Source organism: Futiania mangrovi (genome assembly GCF_024158125.1).
Classification (GTDB): domain Bacteria; phylum Pseudomonadota; class Alphaproteobacteria; order Futianiales; family Futianiaceae; genus Futiania; species Futiania mangrovi.
Genome location: NZ_JAMZFT010000001.1, coordinates 464,668 through 485,817, shown reverse-complemented (window position 1 = coordinate 485,817; position 21,150 = coordinate 464,668). Strand labels below are relative to the sequence as shown.

Genomic DNA, 21,150 nt, shown 5'->3' with positions numbered 1-21,150 from the left:
GGTCAAGATCGTTTTCGGAGTGCACGCCATGGCCAAGCCGACCACCATCAAGATTCGCCTGAATTCCACGGCGGGCACCGGCTTCTTCTATGTCACCAAGAAGAACACCCGCACGATGACCGAGAAGATGACCGTGCGGAAGTACGATCCGGTCGCGCGCAAGCACGTCGAGTTCAAGGAAGGCAAGATCAAGTAAGATCTCTGCCAGCCGCGCAGGCATCGCGCCGCGCAGACAGAAAAAGCCCCGGACCGCATCCGGGGCTTTCGTCGTTCGGGGAGATCGCCTGGGTTCGGGGAGATCGCCTTGACGGCCGCGGCGGCGTATCAGGCTGCGGCGCGGCGGTTCAGCACCACGCGGTTACGGCCCGTGTGCTTGGCGTGATAGAGCGCATCGTCGGCCCGCTTCAGCAGCCGGTCCGCGGTGTCGCCCACGCCCGACGTCGCCGCGACGCCGATGGAGACCGTCACCGTCAGCGAGCCTGGCCCCGTCTCGAGCCGGAACGGACGCCCCGCCACTTCGGCACGCAAGCGCTCCGCCACCATGGAGGCGAACGCCGGCTCGGTATCCGGCATCACGACCACGAATTCCTCCCCGCCATAGCGCGCGGCCATGTCGACGCCGCGGATGTTGGCGGAGATGCGGCGCGAGAATTCCTGCAGCACCACGTCGCCGACCTGGTGGCCATGGGTGTCGTTGATCGGCTTGAAATGGTCGATATCCATGATCAGCAGCGACACCGGCTTGCCTGTCCCCTGCGCGCGCTGGATCAGGGTCGACAGGTGGCCCGTCATGTAGCGGCGGTTGTAGAGACCGGTAAGCGCATCCGTCACCGCCATCTCGATGCTGAGCTTGACGTTGGAGCGCAGCCGTTCGGCATAGCGGCGACGGCGCAACTGGGTGCGCACGCGGGCCAGCAGTTCGTTCGGATCGATCGGACGGACCAGGTAGTCGTTCACGCCGATGTCGAGGCCGCGCACCAGCCGTTCCGTGTCGCCATCCTCCACGATGATGAGAATCGGCGTCTGGCGCGTCTGTTCCTGCGAGCGGATATGCGAGCACAGCCGCATCCCGTCATAGGCCTCCAGCGACATCGACACGACGATGATGTCGAATTCCTCTTCCTTGAGGCGGGCGAGCGCGGCCTGGCTTTCCGCCTCGATCACGCATTCGAGCGTGGAGGGCAGCGCCTCGACCATGCGGTCGGCGGATCGCGACCGGTCCTCGACGATCAGCAGGCGCCCCGAATCGGTGTCGACATCGGTCAGCTTGGCGCCGGCGACGACACCCATCTGCTGGCTCGTCGCCTCGCGCATGCGCAGCTCGTCCGTCATCACCTTGAGGCGGACGAGGCTGCGGACACGGGCGAAGAGCGCCACGTCCTCCACCGGCTTCGTCAGGAAGTCGTCGGCCCCCGCCTCCAGCCCGCGGACGCGGTCCGACGGCTGGTCGAGCGCCGTGACCATGACGACCGGAATGTGGGACAGCTCGGGATTTGCCTTCAGGCGGGCACACACCTCGAACCCGTCCATGCCCGGCATCATCACGTCGAGCAGAATGATGTCGGGATGCTCCCGCTCGGCCGCCTCCAGCGCCTCCAGGCCGTTCGAGGCGGTGAGAACATCGAAATATTCCGCCTGAAGCTTGGCTTCGAGCAGCTTCACATTGGCAGGAATGTCGTCGACGACAAGAACACGCGCGGTCATGACTTCACCGGCTCCCGCAGGCTCAACCCAGGAAGTGCTTGATCGTGTCGAGGAACTGTGTGACCGAGATCGGCTTGGAGATATACGCCTCGCAGCCGCCGTCCCGGATCTTTTCCTCGTCACCCTTCATCGCGAAGGCGGTCACGGCAATGACCGGAATCGCCTTGAGGTCGTCATCCTCCTTCAGCCACTTTGTGACCTCGAGGCCCGATACCTCCGGCAGCTGGATGTCCATGAGGATGAGGTCGGGGTGATGTACGCGCGCCAGCTCCAGCGCCTCCATCCCGTCCTTCGTCTGGAGCGTGTCATAGCCGTGCGCATCCAGGAGATCATGGAACAGCTTCATATTCAGATCGTTGTCTTCCACGATCAGAACCTTTTTCGCCATAATCACCCTCGCGATCCGCTGCCTTCGGCTTATCCTTAATCCGCCAGACGTTAAGACTGCATTACACAGGCCCCGCGAGCGCGGCGAGCGGACGACGGAATTCCGGGATTGACCCCATGCATGTTAAACCAGTGCGCGAAGCCTGACGACTACGCAAATGCCCCGATTGAACGACAACTCGCGTTTATCCCGCGGCCCGGCACCCGATGCGGAGGCCGTGGCCATCGCGGCCCTCGGCCACCTGGCCGCCCGGCCCGACCTGCTGGAGCGGCTGTTCAGCCTGTCCGGGATGGCGCCGGGCGACCTCGCCGCCGGTGCGGGCGATCCCGACACGCTGGGTGCGATTCTCGACTTCGTGCTTGCCGACGAGCCGGTGTTGCTGGCGTTCTGCGAGGATGCGGGCCTTTCGCCGGAGACGGTCATGCGCGCGCGGGCGAGGCTGCCCGGCGCACCGGTCTGGGAGTGACGACGTGACAAAGAGCACGAACGACCTGTTCGCGCAGATGGGCCCGAAGAAGCCGCGGCCCGGCCTGCACCCGAAGACGGCGGCACAGATCGACAGCCTGCACCTCGCGCCGGACCGGCCGCTGCTCATCTGCGACGCCGACGAGGTGCTGCTGATCTTCCTGCAGACGCTGGAGCGGTTTCTCGAACGCGAAGGCTTCTTCCTGCAACTCGACGACTACCGGCTCACCGGCAACATCCGGCACCGCAGGACGCGCGAGGCGGTCGAGGCAGCGGGCGTCGCCGATCTCATCACCCGCTTCTTCGATCTCGAGACACCGAACATCCCCGCGGTCGAGGGGGCGGCGCGCGCGCTGGAGGAGGCCGCCCGCGAGATGCAGGTGGTGGTGCTGACCAACCTGCCGCATGCCCACCGGGACGCGCGCACGGCGGCCCTCTCCGCGCTTGGCATGCCCTATCCGGTTCTGACGAACTCCGGCCCGAAGGGCGCTGCGGTGGCGGCACTGGCGGAGCGCGCGGGCACCGCGCCCAGCGTTTTCGTCGACGACACGCCGGCCCACCTCGCCGCCGCGCGGGAACATGCGCCGCACGTCCACAGGCTCCATTTCGTGGCGGACGATCGGCTGAAGAGGTTCCTCGGCGATCCGGAGGAGGCGCACAGCCATGCGACCCGCTGGGACCATGCGGGCGGCCTGATCCGGCGCGCGCTGGACGAAGCCCACGAGGCGCGGGAACGCAGATGAGCCCCTCACGCATCGGCATCGACCTCGGCGGCACCAAGATCGAGGGCGTGCTGATGCAGGCCGACGGCAGCATCGTTCGGCGCACGCGCGTGGCGACCCCGCGCCACGACTATGACGGCACGCTCGCCGCCATGGCGGGCCTCGTCGCGGCGCTGGAGGAGGGGGTGGACGGCCCGCCCTGCCGCGTCGGCGTGGGCATGCCGGGCTCCCTCTCGCCCACTACGGGGCTCGTACGCAACGCCAACTCCACCTGGCTGATCGGCCGCCCCTTCCGCGAGGATCTGGCGGCGGCTCTCGGAAGGCCTGTGCGGATCGCCAACGACGCCGACTGCTTTGCCTTGTCGGAGGCGCGCGACGGCGCAGGCCAGGGCGCGGAGATCGTGTTCGGCGCGATCCTCGGAACGGGCGTCGGCGGCGGGATCGTGATCGGCGGCAGCCTCTTGCAAGGCGCGTGCGGCATCGCGGGCGAATGGGGCCACAACCCCCTGCCCGCCCCGCAGGCGGACGAACTTCCCGGTCCCGCCTGCTATTGCGGGCGGCGGGGCTGCATCGAGACATGGCTTTCCGGCCCGGCGCTCGAATGCGACCACGGGATGGCGACAGGCACCCGCCTCCCCGCCGCAGAGATCGCGGCACGGGCCGCGGCAGGCGACGCGGCGGCCTCCGCGACCCTCGACCGCTACGCCGACCGGGCGGCGCGGGCGCTGGCGGGCGTCGTCAACATCCTCGACCCGCAGGTCATCGTGCTGGGCGGCGGCGTTTCCAACGTCGACGGGCTCTACCCGCGCATAGAGGATCGGCTCGGCGCGCACATGTTCTCCGATATGGTCGCCGTGAAGCTGAGACAGGCCCGGCACGGCGCATCCGGCGGGGTACGCGGGGCGGCCTGGCTCTGGCCTGCGAAGGAATAAGGCCGTGCCGGGTCTTTGCCGCGACTGCCTGCATTGGGAGGATGGCGACGCGCCTGTCCGCCGCTGCCCGGCCTGCGGCAGCCCGCGCTGGCGCACGCACCCGGAGCTTGGCCGGCTGTCCATCGCGCACATCGACTGCGACGCCTTCTACGCGGCGGTCGAGAAGCGCGACAATCCCGCGCTGGAGGACAAGCCCCTGATCGTCGGCGGCGGCGGACGGCGCGGCGTGGTCAGCACGGCCTGCTACATCGCGCGCACCTATGGCGTACGCTCCGCCATGCCGATGTTCAAGGCACGCGCGGCCTGCCCGCACGCGGTCGTCCTGCCGCCCGACATGGGCAAGTACCGCGAGGCCGGCCGCACGATCCGCGCGATGATGCTGGAGGCGACACCGCTTGTCGAACCCCTCTCGCTCGACGAGGCCTTCCTCGACCTCACCGGCACCGAACGCCTGCACAAGGGACCTCCGGCACTGACGCTCGCGCGCCTGCTGCGGCGGATAGAGCGCGAGGTGCGCGTTACCACCTCGGCCGGCCTCGCGCCGAACAAGTTCCTCGCCAAGGTCGCTTCCGACCTCGACAAGCCACGCGGCTTCTCCGTGATCGGCCGGGCGGAAGCGATGGACTTCCTGCGCGACCGCCCCGTTTCGACCATCTGGGGCGTTGGGCGGAGCCTCGGGAGCCAGCTGGAGGCCCACGGCATCCGCCGGATCGGGGACCTGTTGCGGTTCGAGGAGAACGACCTCCTCGCCCGCTACGGCCAGATCGGGCGCCGCCTCTACCGCTTCGCGCGGGGGCAGGACGACCGCAAGGTCACGCCCGACAGCCCGGCCAAGAGCGTCTCGGCGGAGACGACGTTCGAGACGGACCTTGCGACGCTCGACGCGCTCGACCCGGTGCTCTGGCGCATGGCGGAGAAGCTGGCGCGGAGACTGCGGGAGCAGAAGCTCGCGGGGCTCTCGCTCGTCCTGAAACTTAAGACCGACAGCTTCCGCACCGTCACGCGAACACGTGCGCTGCCGCGCCCGGAGTGGACCGCAGACGGGCTTTACCGCGCGGCGCGCCCGATGCTGGAGGGCGAGATCGGGCAGGCGCGCTACCGGCTGCTCGGCATCGGGGTTCAGCGCGTGACGCCACGGCCCGACGCGCTGGCGGACGACCTGTTCGACACGGACGCGGAGGGACGGCGCAAGCGGACCGCCGCGGAAGACGCCATGGACGCGCTGCGCCGGAAATTCGGCACCGAGGCTGTCTTCAAGGGCCGGGGGTTGCCGCGGAACTAGGCGGCCTCAGCAGCCTCCGGTGACGCCGGAAACCAGTTCGACAAGTTCTCCGTCCACGACGAAATCGCCATAGTCCATGATCAGCCCCTCCGCGACCCCGTTGTCGTAGAGGGTCAGCGTCACCTCGTATTCCGGCGTACCGTCCTGCCGGGCAGGGTCGTAGTAGGCGACCTTCACGCGCCAGGATCGCTGCCCGTCGCGGGGATCGCCCTGGCGCGCCGCGGGCGCACGCTCGCCCAGCAGCAGGGTGTCGGACAGCAGCACGAAGCCCTCCGTGCTCTCGTCGAAGACGGTTACCGCATGGGTGCGCGCGCCATCCCGAAGCGCGGCGAGCAGCGCGCGCGTGTGTGCGATCGGGAACGTCACGCCTTCGGGCAGGGCGAGATCGCGCGGCTCCGGCACGTCGATGCGCACCCGCGCACGCTCGCCCGGCCTGGCAGATGCCACGCCTTCCTGCCGCTCCACCACGATACCATTGAAGCGGTTGGTGTGATTGAAGCGGTAGAGCGAGCCGTCCTTCGCCTCGAAGCTGGAGACGAGGAAGTCGGTGACGCGCACCTGCCCGTCGGGATCCGTCACCTCGCTGACGATGCGCTGTTCGTAGGCATAGCCCTCGCAGATGTTGTCAAAGGTGATCGCCATGCGTCCCTGCATGGTGGCGATCCCTGCGTCGGGTGACGCCGCGCGCAGCGAGAGCGCATAAAACGCCTTGTGCGACACCAGTTCGGCGGCAGCGGCCGGGAGGGCGGCGGCGAACCCCGCGAGGAGGCCGGCGGCGAGCAGGGTCATGCGGATCATCGGGCATCCTTCTTCGTCACGGGCCTTGCGGGCATTGGTCTTACGGACACTACTCTTGAGGACATTGGCCGTACTGGCACTGGCCAATCCGTGTGTGGCCATTTCATGTCCGGCCTAGGCAGCAGGTGCAGACGGAGTGCGCACCCCCTCTTCTGATACCACCTCCGCACGGCCCGCGTTAAGCCATGGTAACTGCGGCGACGCATGGAACGGTCCTTGTGCATGGACGCGGCGCTCCCGCCTCCTCTAGACTGCGCGCCGCCATGGAGACGACAGCAGGAGGGATGCACATGAGTTCCAGCACCGAAGCGCGCCTGAAGGCCCTCGGGATCACGCTCGGCGAACCGGCCAAGCCCGTCGCCCGCTACGTGCCGTTCGTCACGACGGGCAAGCTGGTCTTCGTCTCGGGCCAGGTGCCGACGGATGCGAACGGCGTCGCCTTCCGCGGCAAGCTGGGCGCCGACTACACGACCGAGCAGGGGATCGAGGCGGCGCGCGCGGCGGGCATCAACATGCTGTCGGTGCTCAAGGCGGCCTGCGCCGGCGACCTCGACCGGGTGGCGCGCGTCGTGCGCCTGTGCGGCTACATCAATGCCGTGCCGGAGTTCGAGCAGCAGCCGCACGTGATGAACGGCTGCTCCAACCTGATGGTCGACGTGTTCGGCGAGGAGAAGGGTCTGCACGCCCGCACCGCGATCGGTGTGGGCTCGCTGCCCTTCAATACGGCGGTCGAGGTCGACGGAATCTTCGAGCTGGTCTGACATCTCCGGCCGGAGAGGAGCTTGCCCCGATGAGCGAACGCGACTGGTTGCGCGCGGTACCGTTCGCGCATCGCGGGCTGCATGGGTCCGTCGGCGACGGGCTGGAGAACAGCCTCGCCGCGGTCCGGGCGGCCGTGCGCGGCGGCTACGGGGTCGAGGTCGACGTGCAACCCTCCGCCGACGGGATGCCAATGGTGTTTCACGATGCCTCACTCACCCGCATGACGGGCAGGCGGGGACGCACCTGGCAGCGCCCGGCCGAGGTGCTGGGCACCTTGCGTCTGGGTGGGACGGACGACACGATCCCCACGCTCGATGCCGTGCTGGCGGAGGTTGGGGGCAAGGTGCCCCTGCTGGTGGAGATCAAGCAGGACGCGCCCGACCCCATTGCGCTCTCCGACGCTGTGACCGCGCGGCTTGGAGCCTATGCCGGGCCGGCGGCGGCCATGTCCTTCTCGCCCGCTGTCGTGACCCACCTCGCCCGCGCGGCACGGGACATCGCGCGCGGCTTCGTCTCCTACGACTACAGGAAAGTGCGGCTGCTGACCCTGAAGGAGAAACAGGCGCGCGCCCGTCTCGACCTGCTCGACACGGTGCCGGTCGATTTCGTGAGCTATGGCGTGTGGTGCCTGCCCTCCCCCCACGTGGCCCGGCGGCGGGAACAGGGTGTCGTCATCAATGCCTGGACGGTGCGCACACCCGAAGACAGGGCCCGCGCCGCGGCACATGCCGACACCATGACGTTCGAGGGCTTCCTGCCCTGAACCCCCTTGCCGGCAGCGGCATCCGGCCCAATCTCGGCAAGGCGCAAGGGAGCACGCTTCAGGCATGAGCGAAGAGTTCGTCGCACGCATCGTCCACGGGATCGCGGACTTCCCGGCCGAGACCTGGGACCGTTGCGCGGGCGCGGGCAATCCCTTCGTGGCGCACGCCTTCCTCGGCGCGCTGGAGGCCTCCGGCTCCGCGACGGAGGAGACCGGATGGGCGCCGCATCATGTGATGGTGGAGGACGAAAGCGGCACCGTTCAGGGCGTCATGCCCATGTACCTGAAGCCGCACTCCTACGGCGAATATGTCTTCGACTGGGGCTGGGCCGATGCGTTCGAGCGGGCGGGCGGGCGCTACTACCCGAAGCTCCAGGTCTCCGTCCCCTTCACGCCCGCGACCGGCCCCCGGCTGCTGGCGGCACCCGACGCGGACGGCGCGCGCGAGGCGCTGGCCCATGCGGCCATCGCGGCGGCGGAGCAGAACGCCATCTCCTCCGTCCACTGGACCTTCCTGCCGCAGGCGGAACAGGCGTTGCTCGCCCGGCTCGGCGCGCTGACGCGGCAGGACCGGCAATATCACTGGTTCAACCGGGGCTACCGGGACTTCGACGACTTTCTCGACGCGCTGCGCAGTTCCAAGCGCAAGCAGATCCGCAAGGAACGCGCCCGCGCGCTCCAGGGCGGGGTGGAGGTCGTGGCGCTGACCGGCGCCGATATCCGGGAAGAGCACTGGGAGGCCTTCTTCGCGGGTTACCTGGAGACGGGGGCGCGGAAGTGGGGCCGTCCCTATCTCACCCGCGCCTTCTTCAGCCTCGTGGGCGAAGCGATGGCCGACCGCATCCTGTTGGTGATGTGCCGGCGTGCAGGGCGCTGGATCGGCGGCGCGCTCAACTTCATCGGCGCGGACGCGCTATACGGGCGCAATTGGGGCGCGGTGGAGGACCACGAGTTCCTGCACTTCGAGGCCTGTTACTACCAGGCAATCGAGGCGGCCATCGCGCGCGGGCTGGCGCGCGTGGAGGCAGGCGCGCAGGGCGAGCACAAGATCGCGCGCGGCTACGAGCCTGTGCTGACCCGCTCGGCCCACGTCATCACGCATACCGGCCTGCGCGACGCGGTTGCCCGCTATCTTGCGCGCGAACGCCCCGCCGTCGCGGCGGAAGCGGAGATGCTCGCCCGCCTCACTCCCTACCGGCGCGGCGGAGACCCGCGTGCGTGACCCACGCAAAGGCTCCGTTCACGATTTGCAGGGTCTAATCGATGCACGACGAGACGGCTCTCCGGGAATGTGCGAAATGAAGGCCTCACGCAGCTGGATACGCAACGGTCTGATTGCCCTGCCCGTCGCCTGCCTGCTGGGTGCAGGCGGGCCCGCGCGCGCAATCGAGTGGGAAACCCTGTTCGAGAAGGGCGCCTGGCGCACCGATATCAACATCCATGACGACGGCGCGCTGTCCTGCGAATCTCTGACCCGCAACGACGACGGCGTGACCTTCACCTATTTCACGCACCAGGACGGCGAGCTCGTCATGCTGCTGCACAGCGACGACTGGCAATTCCCGGCGGCTGGCGAGGACGACGAATACGTCATCCAGATCGACCGCAACACGCCCTGGAACGTGGAAGGCACCAAGCGCGACCAGTCGATCCGCACCGTGTTCGACGCGGACAGCGAGGCCGTGCCTCGGTTCTTCCGCGAGATCTACCAGGGATCGCTCCTCGTCGTGAAGAACAGCCGTGGCCGCGAAATCACCCGGTTTTCGCTGAGCGGCTCGGCAGCGGCCATGCACGCGCATGCCGAATGCCGTGAGCGCATCCTCGATGCGAGCATCGGGACGCCGCGCCTGCCCGCCCGCAGCCGCGACCCGTTCTGAGGGCGGCCGCACCACCCGTCCTCCCCGCGCATGGCGGCCCCGATTTGGGTTTTCCCTCCCGATGCCCTATATAAGGTCCATCGCGGCCGGCGCCTGACGCCGGCCATCGTTTTTTCATTCAAGCGAAGGGAGACCTATGAGCCAGCAAACCGTCGACGTCCTGAACCAGCTGATCCACTTCTGCTACGACGCCATGAAGGGCTATGAGGATGCCGCCCATGCCGTGCGCACCGACGCCCTCAACATCTGGCTGGCCGAGCGCGTAAAGACCCGCCGCTCCGCAGCCGAAGATCTCGTCCGGGAGGTCGAGCGCCTGGGCGGTACGCCGCTGAGCGAAGCCGCCGTCAACGCGGGCTTCTTCGCGTCGCTGAAGACTGTGGTGACGGACGGCTGGGACGCCGCGCTGGCCGAGGTCGAGCGGTGCGAGGCCCAGCTGATCGAGGAATTCACCAAGGCGCTGCAACTCGACATCGATGGTGGGTCCAAGGACGTGGTCCGCACACTGCTCGACCACTTCACGGCCGATCAGGCGCGCGTGTCGCGCTTCTCAAGTGCGGCCTGAGCCGCCGGGCGTTAAAGCCTGAACGGAAACGAGAAAGGCCGCCCCTTCCAGGGCGGCCTTTTTCATGCCTGGGGCCGTGTCGGCCGGCGTCATTCCACCGCGGCGGGCACCTTGGGAACTCCACTGGTCCCACGTCCGGCATCGCCCTTCGGACCGCCGCTGCGCCTGCCGCCGCCGCCCCCCCCGCCCTTCGGACCCGAGCGCTTCGGCGGCGCCTTCGGCCGCGCGATCTCTTCGGCTTCGGAGAAGCGGAAGACGAGCGCGTCCGCGGGCGCGTCGAGGTCGACCGTCACCTGCCCGCCCTTGGCCAGCTTGCCGAACAGCAACTCCTCGGCCAGCGGCTTCTTGATGTTCTCCTGGATGACGCGGCCCAGCGGACGGGCGCCCATCTGCGGGTCGTAGCCCTTGACGCCCAGCCAGTCGCGCGCGGCGTCCGTCAGCTCGATGGTGACGTTGCGGTCCATGAGCTGCGCCTCAAGCTGCATCACGAACTTCTCGACCACCTTGGAGATGACCTCCGGCGAGAGGTTGTCGAAGGCCACCACCGCGTCGAGACGGTTGCGGAACTCCGGCGTGAAGGTGCGCCGGATCGCCTCCCCGTCGTCGCCCGAGCGCACGCCCGAGCCGAACCCGATCGCCGGCTTTGCAAGGTCGGAGGCGCCCGCGTTCGTCGTCATGATGATGATGACGTTGCGGAAATCGACCGTCTTGCCGTTGTGGTCGGTCAGCTTCCCGTGGTCCATCACCTGCAGCAGGATGTTGAACAGATCCGGGTGCGCCTTCTCGATCTCGTCGAGCAGCAGGACGCAGTGCGGATGCTGGTCGATCCCGTCGGTCAGCAGGCCGCCCTGGTCGAAGCCGACATAGCCCGGAGGCGCGCCGATCAGGCGGCTGACAGAGTGCCGCTCCATGTACTCCGACATGTCGAAGCGCAGAAGCTCCACGCCGAGCAGCGAGGCGAGCTGGCGCGCCACCTCGGTCTTGCCGACGCCCGTCGGGCCGGAGAAGAGATAGTTGCCGATGGGCTTTTCCGCATCCCGCAGGCCCGCCCGCGACAGCTTGATGGCGCTGGACAGCGCCTCGATCGCAGCATCCTGTCCGAACACGACGCGCTTGAGGCCGCTCTCGAGATCCCGCAGCACCTCGGAATCCGACTTGGACACGGTCTTCGGCGGGATGCGGGCCATGGTGGCGATCACCGCCTCGACATCCTTGACGCCGACGGTCTTCTTGCGCCGCGATTCCGGCTGGAGCATCTGCGAGGCGCCCACCTCGTCGATCACGTCGATCGCCTTGTCCGGCAGCTTGCGGTCGTGCATGTACTTCGCCGACAGCTCCACCGCCGCCTTGATCGCATCGGCCGTGTAGCGGACCTTGTGATGCTCCTCGAAATAGGGCTTGAGCCCGCGCAGGATCTTGATCGTGTCGTCGACGGAAGGCTCGTTGACGTCGATCTTCTGGAACCGGCGGGTGAGCGCGCGGTCCTTCTCGAAGAACTGCCGGTATTCCTTGTAGGTCGTGGACCCGATGCAGCGGATCGTCCCCGACTGCAGCGCCGGCTTCAGCAGATTGGAGGCATCCATCGCCCCGCCGCTGGTCGCGCCTGCGCCGATCACCGTGTGGATCTCGTCGATGAACAGGATCGCGCCGGGATACCCCTCAAGCTCCTTCACAACCGCCTTCAGCCGCTCCTCGAAGTCGCCGCGGTAGCGGGTACCCGCCAGCAGCGAGCCCATGTCGAGCGAGAAGATGGTGGCGCTCTTCAGCACCTCCGGCACCTCGCCGTTGACGATGCGGCGCGCGAGCCCCTCGGCGATCGCTGTCTTGCCCACCCCCGGATCGCCCACGTAGAGCGGGTTGTTCTTGCGCCGGCGGCAGAGGATCTGGATCGTCCGGTTGACTTCCGGCTCCCGGCCGATCAGGGGGTCGATGCCACCCTTGCGCGCCTTCTCGTTGAGGTTCACGCAATAGGCATCCAACGCTTCGTTCGTCGGCTTGGACACGGCTTCCCCCTCGTCCACCGGATCGTCAGCGCCCCGCACCGGACGCGCCTCGGACATGCCGGGGACCTTCGCGATGCCATGGCTGATGTAATTGACCGCGTCGTAGCGGGTCATGTCCTGCTCCTGCAGGAAATAGGCGGCATGGCTCTCGCGCTCGGCGAAGATCGCGACGAGCACGTTCGCGCCCGTCACCTCCTCGCGGCCCGAGGACTGCACGTGGATCGCCGCGCGCTGGATGACGCGCTGGAAGCTGGTCGTGGGCTTGGCGTCCTCGTCGTCATGCACGACGAGGTTCGACAGTTCCTCGTCGACATAGGTGGTGAGCGTCCCCCGCAGATCCTCGACCTCGACACCGCACGCACGCATGACGGCCAGCGCATCCTGGTCGTCCAGCAGCGCGAGCAGCAGATGCTCGAGCGTCGCGTATTCGTGCTCCCGCTCGTTGGCGTAGGCCAGCGCGCGGTGCAATGCCTGTTCGAGGCTTCGGGAGAATGAGGGCACGTCGCTCGTCCTATTCCTTTTCCATGGTGCACTGTAGAGGATGCTGGTGCTGGCGCGCGAAGTCGAGTACCTGCGCGACCTTTGTTTCGGCCACCTCATAGGTGAACACGCCGCAAACGCCCACGCCGCGCGTATGAACCAGCAGCATGATGGCGGTCGCCTCCTCCCGGTTCTTCTGGAAGAACCGCTCGAGCACGTGAATCACGAACTCCATCGGCGTGTAGTCGTCGTTCAGCAGCAGCACCTTGTACAGCGAGGGCCGCTTGGTCTTTTCGCGCGTGCGGGTGAGAATACCGGTCCCGGGACCGCCGGACCCGCCCGTGCCGCCATTCTCTCCGTTCTGGTTCGCCATGATGCGCACGACGTCCGTCCCGATCACTCCGAAGCCTGCCACGTCTCTCCACATAGTGTGCGTCTCGATCATTAAAATGGTGCAAGCAAGGCAGTGCATCCGCAAGCCCCCGTTGGGAAGCACATAGCCGGGCCGCGCGCACAAGACAAAGGGCCCGGCCCCGCCTGCGCGGAACCGGGCCCCCGAACCCTTCAGACGCTGACGCGAAGGCGCGTCAGGCGGCCTTGGTCGCGGCGTTGATCATGTCGCCGGCCGCAGCCACGCGGGCGTTGATCGGCTCGAACGCCTTCTTGGAGGTGTCGACCATCATGTCGCTGAGCTTGGTCATTTCGGCGATGAACGACTCCATCGACGTCTTCGTGAAGTCCGCCTGGACGGCCACGAAGTCTTCGACCGACTTCACGCCGGTGAGGTTCTTCGAGATCGCGGCGCTGTCTTCCATGGACTTCTTCGCAAACGCGAACATCTCGCTCACGATCTCTTCCGAGCCCTTCGCAGTCACGTTCGCGCTCGCCATCAGCGCATCGACATTGTCCTTCGCAAAGGCAGACATGTCCTCGAAATTCTTGGAGGCGTTCTCGAAGCCCTTCTTGAAGAAGGCATCGAAGGAGGCGGCGGTGTAGGTGTCCTTGGCCATTGGTGTAGCTCCCTAAGCTGGCTTTTGGGGGCGCCCGTAACGGAACGCTCGGCGCCGGATCGGCACTGCTCTGACCATGCGCCCCCGGCATCCTACCGGAATTTTGCAGTGCAGCATCCTTGCCGCCATATGTACGGATTTGCTGCACTGCGTCAAGACCCGGCATGGGAATTCCCATCCCGGGGAGGTATCGGACCGGCCACGGAAAGCGATCGTTAACCAATAGGTCGCACCCTGACATCGCAGAGGTTTTCTTGACGCGAATCGCTTTGAAGGGGAACCTCTGGCCTGATTCGCAAGAATTTCTTCGGCGAAAACAGGACGCGAAAGCGACGAAAGGCGGCAGCCGATGCGAAGTGTTTGGGGGGGGCTGGTGGTGCTCTGCGCAATCCTCGGCGGGATTGCCGCACTGCCACAGGCGGCGCACGCGGACAAATACGCCAGCATCGTCATGGACGCCGACACAGGCCGCGTACTGCATGCCCGCAACGCGGATGCCAGGCGCTACCCCGCCTCGCTCACCAAGATGATGACGCTCTACCTGCTGTTCGAGGCACTGGACGAGCGGCGCGTCAGGCTGTCGACGCCCATCGAGGTGTCGCGCTTCGCCGCGGCAGAACCGCCCTCGAAGCTTGGCCTCAAGCCGGGGGAGACGATCGAGGTCGAGGATGCCATCGTCGCCCTGATCGTGAAGTCGGCAAACGACGTGGCCACCGCCGTGGGCGAGCATCTGGGCGGGTCAGAACGCAGCTTCGCAAAGATGATGACGCGCAAGGCGCACGAGCTCGGCATGGCGCGGACGACATTTCGGAACGCCCATGGCCTCCCGGACCGGGCCCAGCAGACGACCGCCCGCGACATGGCGACCCTGGCGCAGCGCCTGATGACCGACTTTCCGCAGTACTATCGCTATTTTGCTTCCGAGACGTTCCGTTTCCGGGGCGTGACGCACCGCACGCACAACCGGTTCCTGACCGGGTTCGAGGGCGCCGACGGTCTGAAGACCGGATATATCAACGCGTCGGGCTTCAACCTCGCGTCGTCCGCCAAGCGCAAGGGCCGGCACCTGGTCGGCGTCGTGTTCGGCGGCCGCACGTCGCGCAGCCGGGATGCGCACATGGTCGACCTGATGAGCGAGGCGTTCGCCCGGATTCCCAAGGCGCCGACCCATCAGCGACTGGCCGCCGACGAACGCCCGCTGCCGCGGATGCGCCCCGAACTGCCGGTCGCGGTCGCCGCGGCAGCAGCGGTGCCCGAGCCGAACCCGTTGCGCGAGGTGCCCCTGCCACGCGCCAAGGACCGTGAGGCCCTGTCCGACCTGATCGGCGCGCTTGCAGCGAACGGCGAGATGGGCAGCCGCGACAGCCCCGACGTGCCCGAGGACGGCTGGGTCATCCAGATCGGCGCCTTCCGCACGGCCGAGGCCGCCCAGAAGCACGCGGAGACGGTGCGTGCAGCCTATCCCCACCTCGTCGGGTTGGCGCTCGCCGATGTCGTGCCGTTGCAGGAACGCGGCAAGACGCTGTTCCGCTCCCGGCTTGCCGGTTTCACCGAGACGGCCGCGGCGCAGACCTGCGCGACGCTTGCCCGCCGGGCGATCGACTGCGCCCTGATCGGCCCGGACGGCACCCTGAACGTCGCCGAATACTGAAACGGCCGGGTTGCCCCGGCCGCTTCCACGTTCTCAAGGACATCCCCGAGAGGCGTCAGGCCGCGGGCGCCTTGCCGCGGCCGATGCCCGTATAGCTGAGGCCGGCGGCCTCGGCCTCGCTCGGCTTGTAGATGTTGCGCAGGTCGACGAACACGGTACCCCGCATCATGCGCGCGATCCGCGGCAGGTCGAGGGCGCGGTAGGCATTCCACTCGGTGATGATGACCGTCGCGTCGGCGTTCTCCATCGCGTGATAGGGGCCGTCGCACCACGACACGCCCTCCAGAAGCTTGCCCGCCTCCTCCATGCCTTCCGGATCGTGGGCGCGGATCGTGGCACCCGCGGCCTGAAGCGCGGGAATGATGTCGAGCGAGGGCGCCTCGCGCATGTCGTCGGTGTTGGGCTTGAAGGTCACGCCCAGGACGGCGATGGACTTGCCCTCGACGCTACCGCCGCACGCGGCGATCACCTTCTCGGCCATCTCCTTCTTGCGCGCGTCGTTCACGGAGACCACGGTTTCCACGATCCGCAGCGGGCTGCCCACATCCTGCGCCGTGCGCACCAGCGCCAGCGTGTCCTTCGGGAAGCACGAGCCGCCGTACCCCGGACCGGCGTGCAGGAACTTCGAGCCAATGCGCCCATCGAGACCGATACCGCGCGCAACCTCCTGCACGTTCGCGCCCACCTTCTCACAAAGGTTCGCCACCTCGTTGATGAAGGTGATCTTCGTCGCAAGGAAGGCGTTGGCCGCGTACTTGATCACCTCCGCCGTCTCGGGCGAGGTCATGACCATCGGCGTCTCGTTGAGATAGAGCGGCCGGTAGAGCGCGCGCATGAGTTCGCGCGCACGGTCGCTGTCGGCGCCGACCACGATGCGGTCGGGGCGCTTGAAGTCCTCGATCGCCGCACCTTCGCGCAGGAATTCCGGGTTCGACGCGACGTCGAAATCGGCGTCCGGCGACGCCGCCCGGATACGGCGCATCACCTCGCGGTTGGTGCCGACCGGAACAGTCGACTTGGTGACGACGACGGTATAGCCGCGCAGTGCATGCGCGATCTCTTCGGCCGCCGCGAACACGTAGGAAAGATCCGCATAGCCGTCGCCGCGCCGCGAAGGCGTGCCGACCGCGATGAATACCGCGTCGGCGTCGGGCACCGCGTCGGCGAGGCTCGTCGTGAAGGACAGCCGGCCCGCCTTGACGTTCTCCGCGACGAGGCTGTCGAGGCCCGGTTCGTAGATCGGGATTTCGCCCCGCTTCAGCCGGTCGATCTTGGCTGCGTCCTTGTCGACGCACACGACCTCGTGGCCGAAATCCGAAAAGCAGGCACCCGAAACCAGGCCGACATAGCCCGTTCCGATCATCGCGACACGCATCCGCCGCCCCTTCCTCTTACAATCCGTTCAACATGGAGACAGGCCCCGCAAGCGCGGAGCCGTCAGGCCGCCCCTTCAGCAAGCAGCGTGCCGAGATAGCTGCGCACCGCCGGCGCAATGTCCGGGCGCTGCAGCGCAAACGCGATCTGCGCCTGCACGAAGCCCGCCTTGTCGCCGCAGTCGAAGCGCGTGCCTTCGAACCTCAGCCCGTGGAATGGCTGACGCCCAAGCAGCGTCGCCATGGCGTCGGTCAGCTGGATTTCGCCCCCCGCGCCGGTCTGCTGGCGGTCCAGCTGCTCGAACACCTCCGGCATCAGGATGTAGCGCCCGATGATCGACAGGGTCGAGGGAGCCTCCTCCGGCGCCGGCTTCTCCACCAGTCCGCGCACGGAGGCGAGCCGCCCGTCGTCATGCGCCACGTCGAGGATGCCGTAGCGGCGAGTATGCTCGCGCGGGACATCCATCACCGCGACCACGTTGCCGCCGGTTTCCTCGTAGACCTCGACCATCTGCGCAAGACAGGGCCGGTCGGCCAGCACGAGATCGTCCGGCAGGAGAATCGCGAACGGCTCGTCGCCGACGATATTGCGCGCGCACCAGACCGCATGGCCGAGGCCCAGCGGATCGAGCTGGCGGGTATAGGCGACCTGGCCGGACCCGAGCTGCGTCTTCAGGAGCGCGTCCAGTTCCGCCTTCTTGCCGCGCTTGCCCAGCAGGTCTTCAAGCTCCGCCGAGCGGTCGAAATGATCCTCCAGCGCCGTCTTGCCCTTGCCGGTGACGAAGATGAACTCCTCGATCCCGGCAGCGCGCGCCTCCTCCACCGCGTACTGGATCAGCGGCTTGTCGACGACGGGGAGCATTTCCTTCGGCATGGCCTTCGTCGCCGGAAGGAAGCGGGTTCCCAGGCCGGCCACGGGAAACACGGCCTTGCGCAGACGCTTGCGTTGGGTCATCGGCTACGGACACCTCTGGGTTGTTGCTCGGCCCGCCAGCACGATCATTAGGCCGAACCGCGCGGGACGGTCCAGTCCTAGCACGCATCCCGTGACTTAACCCTTACCGCCGAGGAGGAAGTCCTTGGCGGCGTTGATCCGCGCGGCCAGCCAGTCGCTGCCGCCCTGGTCGGGGTGCAGCTTCTTCATCAGCGCCTTGTGCGAGGCCTTGATGTCGGCGGCGGACGCATCGGGTCCGAGGCCGAGGATGGAAAGCGCCACCTCGCGCGTCATGCCCTCCTCAGGCGGGCGCCGCGCACCGGAGCCGTGATTGCCCTTCTCCTGCCCGCGGTGCCCTTCGGCCCCGTCGCCCGCGTGCTCACCGGTCCCGCGCCAGTCCGGCCCGAAACGGCGGTCGATATAGGCCTCGAGCAGCGCCACGGTCTGGCTGTCGTCCGCGACCTCGGCCAGCAGGTCCTCGAGATCCGCGAGGCCCAGGTCGGTGAGCCGCGCGCCCGCGAGGCTGCCGCGCATCACCTCGCCATCCATCTCGCCCGAATCGTGATCGAGTTCCATCGAGAGCCATGCCGTGCGGACCTGGGAGGTCTGCCCGCCCGTCGGCCGTCCACCCATCCGGCCGAAGCGGCCCGCGAACGGCAGCCGCCCGGTCCACAGCGCCATCGCGCCCGCGCCCAGCAGGAACGCGAGCCCGAACCGGCCCGTCGCCGCCGCCGCCAGCGCCGCGACCGACGCGACCGTGCCGCCCGCCACCTTCACGATGCGCGACAAGGTCGAGGGCTGCGCGTTCGCGATCAGGTGCGCAAGCCCGATGAGCAGGAGCAGGAGGACGATCCCTGCGAGGAAATAGTGCATGTGCGCCGCTTCCCTAACGCAACTGGTGCGCGATGCGCAGGACGTCGCCGCCCGCGCGCTTGCCATAGTCCGCGAGCGCGCGCCGCCCGCCCGCGGCATAGACCGCCACCGCCGTGAGCAACTGGCGCAACTGGTCGGCCGCGCCGAGGTCGAAGGGCGCATAGGCCCCGCCCGTCAGGCGCGCGATTTCCCGGAAGGTCTGGGCGGCCGCCGGGTTCCCGCCCTCGTGGAACATGAACGCCTTGACGCCGCGCAGGCCCAGCTGGGCCGCAGTCGCGCACAGGGGATCGGGATCCTCCTCGCACATGTCGCCGATGTAGACGAGCGCGCTTACCCGCTCCTTCTGCGTCTCGCGCAGGGTGTGGTTCAGCACCTTGCCGATCTGGGTCAGCCCGCCGCGCACCTGGACCGCCGTCATCAGCCCGAGCAGGTCGGCCGACCGCCTCACCCATTTGCTGGACCGGCATTCGCCGTGCCCACGGAAGAAGACGAGCTGGATGTCGAGGCCGCCGACGCGCCCCGCCTCCTGGAACATGTCGGCCTGGATCGCCATGGCCCGGTCCCAGGTGGGCGCGCGGCTCATGGTTGCGTCCATGGCGAAGACGAGGCGCCCGCGTTGCCCGTCCGGAACGGGAGCCGGTGCCGAGCGCACCTTTGCGAGGAAGGAAGCGACCTCGTCGGCCGCACGCGGAGCGCGCGTCCCTTCGGCCTGAGGCGTAACCGGTCCGCCCTGTCGTTTCTTGCGATCCACCATCGCCCTAATATGTGGCGCGGCAGTAAAGACTTTCCAAGCCGGGAGGGTCCTTATTCCGCCGCCTCGGCGGGAACCTCGCGCGCGGGAAGCTGCAGCGCCGCGATGAGGTTGCGCACCTCCTGCCGTGCCGCGACGTGAGACATGTTGAGGCCGCCGCCGCTCTCGTTCAGATCCAGAAGCGTCAGGCCGTTGAGGAACAGTTCCCGGTAGATCACGCGCTCCGAGAAGCCCGGCGCGGTGCGGAACCCAATGCGCTTGGCGAGCTTCTTCAGCAGCGCGCCCACCCGCTCCTTGTTCTTGGCGTTCACGTGCGCCATGCGGTTGCGCATGACGATCCAGTCGATGGAGCCGCCATCCTCGATCGCGCGGACCTTGCGCGCGTCCCATACCATTTCGGCATAGAGGCTGGGCCCGACGATCTGCAGCGTGTCGGGGTCGACATGGGCCAGCAGGTCGAAGTCCACGAAGCTGTCGTTGATCGGCGTGACGATCGTGTCGGCAAGCGCATGGGCGGCGCGCGAGGCCGCGGTGTAGCTGCCAGGCGAATCGATCACGACATAGTCGCAGTCGGACAGGCGGCCGATGGCGGCGCGCACGGCCTCCGTCTCCTCGGCCTCCGCCGCCGCGCGCTCGGGCAGGTCGCTCGCCTTCACCTTGGCGTAACGGGGCATGGCGAGCTTGAGGCCGCGGCGCTCCGCGAACGCCAGCCGGTTCTCCATGTAGCGGGTGAAGGAGCGCTGGCGCAGGTCGAGATCCATGGCGCCCACAGTGCGTCCCTGCGCCATCAGCGCGGTCGCGACATGCATCGCCGTCGTGGTCTTGCCCGAGCCGCCCTTCTCGTTGCCGAGCACGATGACGTGCGCCCCGGTGTGGCGCTGCCTGCCCTGGATGGCACCATTCACGAAAACTGACATGTAGACACTGCCCCTTTCACAGCCACCAAATCTTGGGGACGGAATCGGGCGGGCGTCAACAGGAGTCGCCGGATACCGGGTTCCCCCGACCCCGCGCCGCGTCAGATCAGGGCCAGTTCGGCGAGTTCCTGCCGCAGGTCCGCCGGGAAATCCTCGAACGCCGCCTGCCCCTCGGCAAGCCCTGTCAGGTCGGCGGGCGCATCCTCCGCCCGCAGGTAGCGCCACCCCTGGAAGGGCCGCACCCGGCGCGGCACGACGGGGATGAGGTCGGCAGCCAGCACGAGGTCGCACGCGCTCTGCCCCTCCCGCGTCACGGGACAGATGTCGAGCAGGGGCTGGCGCACGCGCATCTGCCCCTTGATGATCCAGTAGAGCGCGCCGCCGTCGAGCAGTTCCGCCACGCGCTTGGGCGACATGCGGGTCGTGTGCACCGGCGTGTCGTAGCCCTTCGCCTGCGCGATGGCGCGCCCGCCGCCCGCCTGCCAGGCGGCCAGGTCCTCGATGCTCTCGGCACCGACGCACAGCTTTTGCAGATGCAGGGTCATGGAGGCAAAGGCTAGTCCGATTCCGGCCGGCGTTCCAGACTGCGGGGCTCAGGCCGCGCCCCGCTCCGCGAAATGTCCCCAGATCGTCCACAGGCCGATGACGACGAAACCGACCCCGGCGATGAGCTTGAGCGGCAGGGCCGCCAGGTGCTTCTCCGCCAGAACGCCCGCGCCCACACCCAGCGCCGTCGTCGCGACCAGCGCAAGAGAGGCGGCCAGGAAGACGCCCAGCGGGCTCAGGCGCCCCTCGGCGGCGAACAGCACGGTCGCAAGCTGCGTCTTGTCGCCCAGTTCGGCCAGGAAGACCGTGATGAAAACACCCAGAAGATCAATCACCTGCGCTTAACTCCCGAGACAG

At 67.8% G+C, this 21,150-nt stretch carries 24 protein-coding genes; 11 read left to right on the top strand and 13 right to left on the bottom strand.

Going from position 1 to position 21,150, the window contains the following annotated elements; genetic code table 11:
• The first annotated feature begins 28 nt into the window (after positions 1–28).
• Positions 29–196, top strand: coding sequence for a 50S ribosomal protein L33 (gene rpmG / locus NJQ99_RS02440; RefSeq protein WP_269331206.1), 168 nt, complete (start codon positions 29–31; stop codon positions 194–196).
• Positions 197–324: 128 nt separating this feature from the next.
• Here the strand turns inward: rpmG and NJQ99_RS02435 are convergent, their stop codons facing one another.
• Both NJQ99_RS02435 and NJQ99_RS02430 read right to left on the bottom strand, forming a co-directional pair.
• Entirely contained in the window at positions 325–1,704 is a 1,380-nt protein-coding gene (locus tag NJQ99_RS02435) for a PleD family two-component system response regulator (RefSeq protein WP_269331205.1), read from the bottom strand.
• Positions 1,705–1,726: 22 nt separating this feature from the next.
• The gene (locus NJQ99_RS02430; protein WP_269331204.1) at positions 1,727–2,092 is read right to left on the bottom strand and encodes a response regulator; all 366 of its coding nucleotides are present in this window, start codon (positions 2,090–2,092) and stop codon (positions 1,727–1,729) included.
• Between the two features lie 217 nt (positions 2,093–2,309).
• Between NJQ99_RS02430 and NJQ99_RS02425 the strand changes: the two genes are divergently transcribed.
• Genes NJQ99_RS02425 through NJQ99_RS02410 form a run of 4 tightly spaced genes read left to right on the top strand, consistent with a single transcriptional unit; the run spans position 2,310 to position 5,493 of the window.
• A complete protein-coding gene (locus NJQ99_RS02425) occupies positions 2,310–2,558 on the top strand; it encodes a DUF3572 domain-containing protein (protein ID WP_269331203.1) in 249 nt (82 codons plus the stop codon).
• A gap of 4 nt (positions 2,559–2,562) precedes the next feature.
• A complete protein-coding gene (locus tag NJQ99_RS02420) occupies positions 2,563–3,300 on the top strand; it encodes a hypothetical protein (RefSeq protein ID WP_269331202.1) in 738 nt (245 codons plus the stop codon).
• A complete protein-coding gene (locus NJQ99_RS02415) occupies positions 3,297–4,211 on the top strand; it encodes an ROK family protein (protein ID WP_269331201.1) in 915 nt (304 codons plus the stop codon). The genes NJQ99_RS02420 and NJQ99_RS02415 overlap by 4 nt, the downstream gene beginning before the upstream one ends.
• 4 nt (positions 4,212–4,215) lie before the next feature.
• On the top strand, positions 4,216–5,493 hold the full coding sequence (locus NJQ99_RS02410) for a DNA polymerase IV (protein WP_269331200.1): 1,278 nt from the start codon (positions 4,216–4,218) through the stop codon (positions 5,491–5,493).
• Positions 5,494–5,499: 6 nt separating this feature from the next.
• Here the strand turns inward: NJQ99_RS02410 and NJQ99_RS02405 are convergent, their stop codons facing one another.
• A complete protein-coding gene (locus NJQ99_RS02405) occupies positions 5,500–6,291 on the bottom strand; it encodes an EipB family protein (protein ID WP_269331199.1) in 792 nt (263 codons plus the stop codon).
• A 290-nt stretch (positions 6,292–6,581) separates the two neighbouring features.
• On the opposite strand from NJQ99_RS02405, the gene NJQ99_RS02400 reads away from it, so the two are divergent.
• The 5 genes from NJQ99_RS02400 (at position 6,582) to NJQ99_RS02380 (ending at position 10,255) form a co-directional block, all read left to right on the top strand.
• Complete coding sequence (locus tag NJQ99_RS02400; protein ID WP_269331198.1) at positions 6,582–7,052, top strand: RidA family protein; 471 nt, start codon at positions 6,582–6,584, stop codon at positions 7,050–7,052.
• A gap of 29 nt (positions 7,053–7,081) precedes the next feature.
• Positions 7,082–7,816, top strand: coding sequence for a glycerophosphodiester phosphodiesterase family protein (locus NJQ99_RS02395; protein WP_269331197.1), 735 nt, complete (start codon positions 7,082–7,084; stop codon positions 7,814–7,816).
• Between the two features lie 64 nt (positions 7,817–7,880).
• A complete protein-coding gene (locus NJQ99_RS02390) occupies positions 7,881–9,038 on the top strand; it encodes a GNAT family N-acetyltransferase (RefSeq protein ID WP_269331196.1) in 1,158 nt (385 codons plus the stop codon).
• A 76-nt stretch (positions 9,039–9,114) separates the two neighbouring features.
• Positions 9,115–9,693, top strand: coding sequence for a hypothetical protein (locus NJQ99_RS02385; protein ID WP_269331195.1), 579 nt, complete (start codon positions 9,115–9,117; stop codon positions 9,691–9,693).
• A 136-nt stretch (positions 9,694–9,829) separates the two neighbouring features.
• Positions 9,830–10,255 (top strand): PA2169 family four-helix-bundle protein, encoded by a 426-nt coding sequence (locus tag NJQ99_RS02380; protein ID WP_269331194.1) that lies wholly within the window; start codon positions 9,830–9,832, stop codon positions 10,253–10,255.
• 89 nt (positions 10,256–10,344) lie between these two features.
• Here the strand turns inward: NJQ99_RS02380 and clpA are convergent, their stop codons facing one another.
• The 3 genes from clpA to NJQ99_RS02365 all read right to left on the bottom strand — a co-directional run bounded on the left by clpA (position 10,345) and on the right by NJQ99_RS02365 (position 13,748).
• A complete protein-coding gene (clpA, locus tag NJQ99_RS02375; RefSeq protein ID WP_269331193.1) occupies positions 10,345–12,759 on the bottom strand; it encodes an ATP-dependent Clp protease ATP-binding subunit ClpA in 2,415 nt (804 codons plus the stop codon).
• A 10-nt stretch (positions 12,760–12,769) separates the two neighbouring features.
• Positions 12,770–13,111, bottom strand: coding sequence for an ATP-dependent Clp protease adapter ClpS (gene clpS / locus NJQ99_RS02370; protein ID WP_269332061.1), 342 nt, complete (start codon positions 13,109–13,111; stop codon positions 12,770–12,772).
• 214 nt (positions 13,112–13,325) lie between these two features.
• On the bottom strand, positions 13,326–13,748 hold the full coding sequence (locus NJQ99_RS02365; RefSeq protein WP_269331192.1) for a phasin family protein: 423 nt from the start codon (positions 13,746–13,748) through the stop codon (positions 13,326–13,328).
• A gap of 349 nt (positions 13,749–14,097) precedes the next feature.
• On the opposite strand from NJQ99_RS02365, the gene NJQ99_RS02360 reads away from it, so the two are divergent.
• Complete coding sequence (locus tag NJQ99_RS02360; protein ID WP_269331191.1) at positions 14,098–15,399, top strand: D-alanyl-D-alanine carboxypeptidase; 1,302 nt, start codon at positions 14,098–14,100, stop codon at positions 15,397–15,399.
• 55 nt (positions 15,400–15,454) lie between these two features.
• On the opposite strand, the gene NJQ99_RS02355 is transcribed toward NJQ99_RS02360, so the two are convergent.
• From NJQ99_RS02355 to NJQ99_RS02325, 7 genes are all read right to left on the bottom strand, one after another.
• Positions 15,455–16,774, bottom strand: coding sequence for a UDP-glucose dehydrogenase family protein (locus tag NJQ99_RS02355; RefSeq protein ID WP_269331190.1), 1,320 nt, complete (start codon positions 16,772–16,774; stop codon positions 15,455–15,457).
• A gap of 62 nt (positions 16,775–16,836) precedes the next feature.
• Entirely contained in the window at positions 16,837–17,727 is an 891-nt protein-coding gene (gene galU / locus NJQ99_RS02350; RefSeq protein ID WP_269331189.1) for a UTP--glucose-1-phosphate uridylyltransferase GalU, read from the bottom strand.
• A 96-nt stretch (positions 17,728–17,823) separates the two neighbouring features.
• On the bottom strand, positions 17,824–18,579 hold the full coding sequence (locus NJQ99_RS02345) for a J domain-containing protein (RefSeq protein WP_269331188.1): 756 nt from the start codon (positions 18,577–18,579) through the stop codon (positions 17,824–17,826).
• Positions 18,580–18,592: 13 nt separating this feature from the next.
• Positions 18,593–19,162: a vWA domain-containing protein gene (locus tag NJQ99_RS02340; RefSeq protein ID WP_331283238.1), complete on the bottom strand. Its 570-nt coding sequence runs from the start codon at positions 19,160–19,162 to the stop codon at positions 18,593–18,595.
• A 221-nt stretch (positions 19,163–19,383) separates the two neighbouring features.
• A complete protein-coding gene (locus NJQ99_RS02335; RefSeq protein ID WP_269331186.1) occupies positions 19,384–20,247 on the bottom strand; it encodes a division plane positioning ATPase MipZ in 864 nt (287 codons plus the stop codon).
• A gap of 101 nt (positions 20,248–20,348) precedes the next feature.
• Positions 20,349–20,792: a DUF1489 family protein gene (locus tag NJQ99_RS02330; RefSeq protein ID WP_269331185.1), complete on the bottom strand. Its 444-nt coding sequence runs from the start codon at positions 20,790–20,792 to the stop codon at positions 20,349–20,351.
• Positions 20,793–20,840: 48 nt separating this feature from the next.
• Complete coding sequence (locus NJQ99_RS02325) at positions 20,841–21,128, bottom strand: TMEM165/GDT1 family protein (protein WP_331283237.1); 288 nt, start codon at positions 21,126–21,128, stop codon at positions 20,841–20,843.
• Between the last annotated feature and the right edge of the window lie 22 nt (positions 21,129–21,150).

Excerpts from the sequence above, each read along its gene's own strand:
- NJQ99_RS02405 (WP_269331199.1), bottom strand. The coding sequence starts at position 6,291 with ATGATCCGCATGACCCTGCTCGCCGCCGGCCTCCTCGCGGGGTTCGCC.
- NJQ99_RS02395 (WP_269331197.1), top strand. The coding sequence starts at position 7,082 with ATGAGCGAACGCGACTGGTTGCGCGCGGTACCGTTCGCGCATCGCGGG.
- NJQ99_RS02340 (WP_331283238.1), bottom strand. The coding sequence starts at position 19,162 with ATGAGCCGCGCGCCCACCTGGGACCGGGCCATGGCGATCCAGGCCGAC.
- NJQ99_RS02335 (WP_269331186.1), bottom strand. The coding sequence starts at position 20,247 with ATGTCAGTTTTCGTGAATGGTGCCATCCAGGGCAGGCAGCGCCACACC.
- NJQ99_RS02330 (WP_269331185.1), bottom strand. The coding sequence starts at position 20,792 with ATGACCCTGCATCTGCAAAAGCTGTGCGTCGGTGCCGAGAGCATCGAG.
- clpS (WP_269332061.1), bottom strand. The coding sequence starts at position 13,111 with ATGGCGAACCAGAACGGAGAGAATGGCGGCACGGGCGGGTCCGGCGGT.
- galU (WP_269331189.1), bottom strand. The coding sequence starts at position 17,727 with ATGACCCAACGCAAGCGTCTGCGCAAGGCCGTGTTTCCCGTGGCCGGC.
- NJQ99_RS02345 (WP_269331188.1), bottom strand. The coding sequence starts at position 18,579 with ATGCACTATTTCCTCGCAGGGATCGTCCTCCTGCTCCTGCTCATCGGG.
- NJQ99_RS02385 (WP_269331195.1), top strand. The coding sequence starts at position 9,115 with ATGAAGGCCTCACGCAGCTGGATACGCAACGGTCTGATTGCCCTGCCC.
- NJQ99_RS02365 (WP_269331192.1), bottom strand. The coding sequence starts at position 13,748 with ATGGCCAAGGACACCTACACCGCCGCCTCCTTCGATGCCTTCTTCAAG.
- NJQ99_RS02360 (WP_269331191.1), top strand. The coding sequence starts at position 14,098 with ATGCGAAGTGTTTGGGGGGGGCTGGTGGTGCTCTGCGCAATCCTCGGC.
- NJQ99_RS02415 (WP_269331201.1), top strand. The coding sequence starts at position 3,297 with ATGAGCCCCTCACGCATCGGCATCGACCTCGGCGGCACCAAGATCGAG.
- rpmG (WP_269331206.1), top strand. The coding sequence starts at position 29 with ATGGCCAAGCCGACCACCATCAAGATTCGCCTGAATTCCACGGCGGGC.
- NJQ99_RS02435 (WP_269331205.1), bottom strand. The coding sequence starts at position 1,704 with ATGACCGCGCGTGTTCTTGTCGTCGACGACATTCCTGCCAATGTGAAG.
- NJQ99_RS02355 (WP_269331190.1), bottom strand. The coding sequence starts at position 16,774 with ATGCGTGTCGCGATGATCGGAACGGGCTATGTCGGCCTGGTTTCGGGT.
- NJQ99_RS02380 (WP_269331194.1), top strand. The coding sequence starts at position 9,830 with ATGAGCCAGCAAACCGTCGACGTCCTGAACCAGCTGATCCACTTCTGC.
- NJQ99_RS02430 (WP_269331204.1), bottom strand. The coding sequence starts at position 2,092 with ATGGCGAAAAAGGTTCTGATCGTGGAAGACAACGATCTGAATATGAAG.
- NJQ99_RS02390 (WP_269331196.1), top strand. The coding sequence starts at position 7,881 with ATGAGCGAAGAGTTCGTCGCACGCATCGTCCACGGGATCGCGGACTTC.
- NJQ99_RS02400 (WP_269331198.1), top strand. The coding sequence starts at position 6,582 with ATGAGTTCCAGCACCGAAGCGCGCCTGAAGGCCCTCGGGATCACGCTC.